Raw genomic sequence first — 6,137 nt, forward strand, 5'->3', positions numbered from 1 at the left:
GGCGCGATGAGCCGCGCGTCTAGGCCGCCTCCAGCGCCTGCAACAGGTCGTCGATCAGATCCCCGGGATCCTCCAGCCCCACCGACAGCCGCACCAGCCCCGGCGTGATGCCCAGAGCCGCCTTCTGCGCCTCCGGCAGCCGCTGGTGCGTGGTGGTCGCGGGATGCGTCGCGATCGACTTCGCGTCGCCCAGGTTGTTCGAGATCAGCACCACCCGAAGCGCGTCGAGCGCGCGGAAGGCCGCCGCCTGCCCGCCCGCCAGTTCGAAGGCCAGCATGGTGCCGCCGCTGCCCATCTGCCGCTGCGCGAGGTCGAACTGCGGATGCGAGGGCAGACCGGGGTAGAGCACGCGCGCGAGCTTCGGGTGCCCCTCGAGCGCGGCGGCGATCTGCGCGGCACTCTCGGCCTGCGCGCGCACGCGCAGGTCCATCGTCTCGAGCCCCTTCAGCATCACCCAGGCGTTGAAGGGCGACAGCGCCCCGCCGGTGTGCTTCATGTAGGTCTGGACCGGCCCGCGCAGGATCTCGCGCGGGCCCAGGATCACGCCGCCCAGCGCCCGGCCCTGCCCGTCGATGTGCTTGGTGGCCGAGTAGATCACGATGTCGGCCCCCTGCTCCGCCGCGCGCGAGAAGACCGGCGTGGCAAAGACGTTGTCCACCACCACCAGCGCGCCCGCGGCATGGGCGATCTCCGCGACCGCGGCGATGTCGGTCACCTCGAGCGCCGGGTTCGAGACGGATTCGAAGAACACCAGCCGCGTGTCCGCGCGCACCGCCGCGCGCCACTGGTCGAGGTCCGTGCCGTCCACCAGCGTGACCTCGACCCCGAAGCGGCCCAGCACCTCCTCGAGCACGTAGAGACAGGAGCCGAAGAGCGCGCGCGCGGCGACGACGTGATCGCCCGCCTTCGTCAGCGCCATCAGCGCGCCCGCCACGGCGGCCATGCCGCTGGCCGTGGCAAAGCCCGCCTCGCAGCCTTCCAGTCCCGCGATCCGGTCCTCGAAGATCGCCACGGTGGGATTGCCGTAGCGCGCATAGATGAACTCGTCCGGCCCCGCCTGGCGGAACCGCGCCTCGGCCTCGGCGGCGGTTTCGTATACGAAGCCCTGCGTGAGAAAGAGCGCCTCGCTCACCTCGCGGTAGTGCGACCGGCGCGCGCCGCCATGCACCAGCCGCGTGCGCGGCTTCCAGTCCTCGGCCATTCCGAACCTCCCTCGGGCGCGATGCCCGAAACAAAAGCCCCCCGTCGCGGTCAAGCGAACGGGGGCGGTCCGGCCTGACCTCTTTAGCGGTGTGTTTAACGTGGCCCGCAATCCGGCAACAAATCGCCACGACTGCCCCGATACCGCCCGCACTGTTGCCCGTCAACACCGTCACCGGCGCGTCATATGCGCGTCACCGAGTCGTTGCGAAACCGCGCTAGGCGGCCCACAACATCTAGTGGGGGGCTGGGCCGATGACCCTTGTCCGACTCGATGCCGCCGAGGATCGCGCGCGGCTTCACGCCACCGGCGAGGCGCCGGGCCCGTTCCTGGCGGAGGCAGTGCGCGACAGCAAGGGCCCGATCGTCGCGATGATCCACGGTTACAAGTTCATCCCCGCCCATCCCCTGCGCTGCCCGCATCGCCATATCCTCGCACTGGAGCCGCGCGACTGCTGGAAGGCGCTGAGCTGGCCGCGCGCGCTGGGCTACACCGGCGATCGCGTGACCGAGGGTTTGGCGCTGGCCTTTGGCTGGCACGCCCGCGGCACGATCTGGGAGGCCTGGCGCAGGGCCGAGGCGGCGGGCGCGGCACTTGCCTCGGCCGTCGAGGTCCTGCATGCGGCCGCGCCGGATCGCCCGGTGCATGTGGTGGCCCATTCGCTGGGCGCGCGGGTGGCGCTCGCCGCGATGGCCAGGGCACCTGCGGGCGCCTTCGGCCGGGTGATCCTGCTGGCCGGGGCCGAGTTCGCGGGCACGGCAGAGGCGGCGCTCGACGCGCCCGGGGGGCGCCGCGCCGAAATCGTGAACGTCGCCAGCCGCGAGAACCTGCTCTTCGATCTCATGGTCGAAGGGCTGTTCGCACCACCGCGCCGCGGCGACTCGACCCTGGGCCGCGGCCTTGCGCCCGGGCCGCGGCGGCTGACCCTGCGGCTCGACGAGGCAAGGGTGCTGGCCGCACTGGCCGCGCGCGGCTTTCCGGTCGCGCCGCCCGCGCGGCGTGTCTGCCACTGGTCGGCCTACCTGCGTCCCGGTGTCTTCGATCTCTATCGCGCGCTTCTGCGCGAGCCTGCGCGCCTCCCGCTCGCGCCGCTGGCCGCCGCGCTGGCCCCCGGCAGCACGCGCCGCGCGCGCGACGTCGCACCGGAGCTTGCCGCGCTCGCCAGAGCGCCCTCCTGAGCTGTCGCCCGCAGTTCCCCGGCCCCGTTGCGACGCGATCGACTCCGCGCGCGACCCGGGACAGCGACCGGGCAGGACGCCGGGGCCCCCGGGAAAGGATGCCCGAGGACCGACAAGCGCCGCGTCTAGCCCTTCTCCTCGTCCTCGATGTGGTGCTGCAGCGCGACGATCTGCCACCAGAGGAACGCGAAGAGCAGGAGCGGAAAGCCGAAGGTCTCGATCTTGACCCATGTGTCGGTGGACATGGTCCGCCAGATCACCTCGTTGCCCACGGCGAGCGCGGCGAACATGCCCGTGAGCCGCCGCGTCAGGATCATCCAGCCCTCCTGCGCCATCGGCAGCGCCTCCGACAGGACATAGGCCAGCAGGCTGCGACCCAACAGAAGGCCCAGCCCAAGCAGCGCCGCGAAGAAGCCGTAGACGATCGTGGTCTTCATCTTGAAGAAGCGCTCGTCGTTGAACCAGGCGGTGAGCGCGCCGAAAACCACCACCATCAGCGCGGTGAAGACCTGCATCCGGCTGAGCCGGCCGGTCAGCCACCACAGCGCCCCCATCGACGCCAGGATGATCGGCACGAAGGCGACCGTCGCCACGATGAAGCCGGAATACTCCACGCCGCCGAAGGTGAAGACCTCGTCCCGGAGCCGCAGGTAGATCACGAAGAACAGAAGCGGCGGACCCAGCTCCAGCGTCTGCTTGAGCCAGGGCGAGATCGGTTTCGGGTCGGACGTGCGGTGTTCAGCCATTGGCTTCCACTATCACGGCCCCCGCCGCGATCAAGGCCATCAGCACGATCCGGCGCGGCCCCACCGTCTCTTTCAGGGCGAGCCAGCCGATCAGCGCCGCGAAAACGGTCGAGGTCTCGCGCAGCACCGCGGCCTCGCCCACCTCGTCGAGCCGGGTGGCCAGCATGACCGAGCCGAAGCTGCCGAAGGCCACGAAGGCGCCGATCACCCCGCGCAGCATCAGCCCGCCCGCCGCCGGCCGGTCCGGCATCCGCCGCCAGTAGAGATAGACGAAGCCCGGGATCATGATCCCGTCGAGGAAGAAGAACCACGCGAGAAAGGTGAAGGGATCGGCCGTCGCCCGGATGCCGTAGGCGTCCCAGGTCGTGTAGAGCGCGACGAAGAGGCCGGTGGCGACAGCCAGAGCCAGCGCCGCGGGCAGCGTCTCGCGCGCGGTGGGCCAGAAGGCGAGATTGTAGGCGGCAAGCCCGAAGATACCGGTCAGCAGCACCGCAAGGCCCAGCCACTGCGCGGGGCTGAAGGCCTCGCCGAAGATCGCCAGCGCGCCGATGACCGCAAAGAGCGGCCCGGTGCCGCGCACCACCGGATAGACGACGGTGTAGGCGCCGCGGGAATAGGCCAGCCCCTGCAGGATCTTGTAGCCCAGGTGGATGAGCATCGCGCCGGCAAAGATCGGCCACATGTGCGGCTCGGGCCAGGGCACGACGAACAGGGCGAAGGGCGCGGCGATGGCGGCATAGCAGAGGTCAATCGCGCCGCGGCTGAGCCAGGGGTCGTGCCGCCCCTTCTGCAATGCGCCGAAGACCGCGTGCAGGAAGGCCGCGAAGAGCGCGAGCGCCGTGGCCAGCGTCTCTCCCTGCGCGGTGCCTTCCAGGCTGACGAGCCATGCGCTCATGCGCGCGCCCCGCTTGCCAGCGGCGCGCCGCTGGGCGAGGCTGGCGCGATGCAGGACACGCTTTCCGACCTTTCGCGCGTGCTGACCGACAGCCGTGGCACGCTGGCCCCGCCGGGGACGCTGTCCTTTGCAGAGGCGGGGTTGCGCATGGGCGCGGCGCTGCTCTTCGGCGGGATCATGGGCTGGGAGCGCGAATTGAAGGACAAGGCGGCCGGCCTGCGGACCCACATGTTGATCTCGCTCGCCGCGTGCCTCTTCACGCTGGTGGCCTTCGACCTGATGACGCTCGATGGCATCGCCCAAGACAACCTGCGGTTCGATCCGATCCGGCTGGTCGAGGCGGTCACGGCGGGCGTGGCCTTCCTTGCCGCGGGCACGATCATCCTGCGCGGCGACCGGGTGCGCGGGCTGACGACCGGGGGCGGCATGTGGCTTGCCGGCGCGATCGGGCTGGCCTGCGGTACGGGCAGCCTCGGTCTTGCGGCGATGGCGACGCTTCTGGCGCTTGTCGTGCTCTGGCTGCTGCGGCTCATTCCGCCGCCGTTGACCCGCGAACATGACGATGCCGACGCGCGCCGGGACGACCCGCCCGACTGAAGGAGCCCCGCCCGCAGCGATCCCCCGGGCGGCGCCGGGCGCCACGCTCCGGGCGCGGCGGGACCGATGCGCCCGCCGGGCGGCGCCCTCATGCCGCCCGCTCGAGTCCCGTGAGCGCGGCCGCGAATTCGTCCGGGTCGAAAGGGGCAAGGTCGTCGATCTGCTCGCCCACACCGATGGCGTGAATGGGCAGGCCGAAGCGGTCGGCCAGCGCCACCAGCACGCCACCCTTGGCGGTGCCGTCGAGCTTGGTCATCACCAGCCCCGTGACATCGGCGATCTTGCGGAACACCTCGACCTGGTTGAGCGCGTTCTGTCCAGTGGTCGCGTCGAGCACCAGAAGCGTGTTGTGCGGCGCGTCGGGATCCTTTTTCCGGATCACGCGGACGATCTTGGCAAGCTCCTCCATCAGGTCCTGCCGGTTCTGCAGGCGTCCCGCCGTGTCGATCAGCAGTAGGTCCGCGCCCTCTGCCTGCGCCCTGGTCATCGCGTCGAAGGCAAGGCTTGCGGGGTCCGAGCCCTCGGGCGCGGTCAGCACCGGCACGCCCGCCCGCTCGCCCCAGACCTGAAGCTGCTCGACCGCCGCCGCGCGGAAGGTATCGCCGGCGGCGATCACGACCCGTTTGCCCGCGCCCCGGAACTGGCTGGCGAGCTTGCCGATGGTCGTGGTCTTGCCAGAGCCGTTGACCCCCACCACCAGCACCACCTGCGGCCGCTTCGCATAAAGCGGCAGCGGCCGCGCCACGGGATCGAGGATGCGCGCGATCTCGGACGCGAGAAGCTGCTTGATCTCCTGGACCGAGAGTTTCCGGCCTAGCCGGCCCTCGGCCATGTTCGCGGTCACCCGCAGCGCCGTGTCCACGCCCATGTCGGCCGCGATCAGCAGCTCCTCGAGGCTTTCGAGCATGTCGTCGTCGAGCGTGCGGCGCATCACCGGCGCCGCGTCGCGCCGCCCGAAGAGCCGGCCGATCAGGCCCCGCCCCTCCTGCGGGGGCAGTTCGTCGGGCGTGTCGCCGGGGATCTCGACCGGCCGTGGTCCGGGCGCGGGATCGCCGGGCTGCGGCCGCTCGGGCGGCGGCGGCGCGGGCTGCGGATCGGTCGGCTGCGGCTGTTCGGGCGGCTGATGCGGTCCCGGCTCGGGCACCTCGGGCGGGCGCTCCGGCTCGCGCTCGGGCTCTGGCTCCGGCACCGGCTGCGGTTCGGGCTCGCGTTCGGGCTCCGGTTCGCGCGGCGGCACCGGCTGCGGTTCGGGCTCGGGCCGTGGCTCTGGGCGCTGCGGCTGCTCGGGCTCCGGGCGCGGTGTCTCCGGCGCGGCCGGCTCGACGGTGCCGCCCTCCTCCACGATGGCTTCCAGCCCCTCGTCGAGCTTCGACGAGGACTTGAAGAGCCGGTCCTTGAGCTTGGAAAAGAACGCCATGGCCGCGCCTCCTCAGGTTTGCCTGTCAGGTAAACCCTGCCGGTCCGGGATGGAAGGGCGCGGTGTGCCCTGATGTTTCCGCATTCGCGTGCTAGATGCCATG

At 71.3% G+C, this 6,137-nt stretch carries 6 protein-coding genes and 1 riboswitch; of the genes, 2 read left to right on the forward strand and 4 right to left on the reverse strand.

The annotated features are described in order from the left end of the window. Positions 1–19: 19 nt before the first annotated feature. Positions 20–1,201, reverse strand: coding sequence for an O-succinylhomoserine sulfhydrylase (gene metZ, locus ACLFOB_RS06350; protein WP_410925540.1), 1,182 nt, complete (start codon positions 1,199–1,201; stop codon positions 20–22). Positions 1,202–1,263: 62 nt separating this feature from the next. Further along, positions 1,264–1,341: riboswitch (SAM riboswitch) on the reverse strand. A 114-nt stretch (positions 1,342–1,455) separates the two neighbouring features. Here metZ and ACLFOB_RS06355 point away from each other — a divergent pair. Further along, positions 1,456–2,379 (forward strand): hypothetical protein, encoded by a 924-nt coding sequence (locus ACLFOB_RS06355; protein WP_410917651.1) that lies wholly within the window; start codon positions 1,456–1,458, stop codon positions 2,377–2,379. 125 nt (positions 2,380–2,504) lie between these two features. Here the strand turns inward: ACLFOB_RS06355 and ACLFOB_RS06360 are convergent, their stop codons facing one another. Together ACLFOB_RS06360 and ACLFOB_RS06365 are read right to left on the reverse strand one after the other, a co-directional pair. Beyond that, positions 2,505–3,125 (reverse strand): inner membrane-spanning protein YciB, encoded by a 621-nt coding sequence (locus ACLFOB_RS06360; protein WP_410917650.1) that lies wholly within the window; start codon positions 3,123–3,125, stop codon positions 2,505–2,507. After that, on the reverse strand, positions 3,118–4,020 hold the full coding sequence (locus ACLFOB_RS06365) for an EamA family transporter (protein ID WP_410917649.1): 903 nt from the start codon (positions 4,018–4,020) through the stop codon (positions 3,118–3,120). The genes ACLFOB_RS06360 and ACLFOB_RS06365 overlap by 8 nt, the downstream gene beginning before the upstream one ends. Positions 4,021–4,068: 48 nt before the next feature. Here ACLFOB_RS06365 and ACLFOB_RS06370 point away from each other — a divergent pair, with 48 nt between their 5' ends. Continuing rightward, on the forward strand, positions 4,069–4,617 hold the full coding sequence (locus tag ACLFOB_RS06370; RefSeq protein ID WP_410925541.1) for an MgtC/SapB family protein: 549 nt from the start codon (positions 4,069–4,071) through the stop codon (positions 4,615–4,617). Positions 4,618–4,705: 88 nt separating this feature from the next. Here the strand turns inward: ACLFOB_RS06370 and ftsY are convergent, their stop codons facing one another. Next, positions 4,706–6,034 carry a signal recognition particle-docking protein FtsY gene (gene ftsY, locus ACLFOB_RS06375; RefSeq protein WP_410925542.1) on the reverse strand — a complete coding sequence of 443 codons (1,329 nt, stop codon included), beginning with the start codon at positions 6,032–6,034 and terminating at the stop codon, positions 4,706–4,708. Between the last annotated feature and the right edge of the window lie 103 nt (positions 6,035–6,137).

Source organism: Rhodosalinus sp., assembly GCF_046542825.1.
In the GTDB taxonomy this organism is placed as follows: domain Bacteria; phylum Pseudomonadota; class Alphaproteobacteria; order Rhodobacterales; family Rhodobacteraceae; genus Rhodosalinus.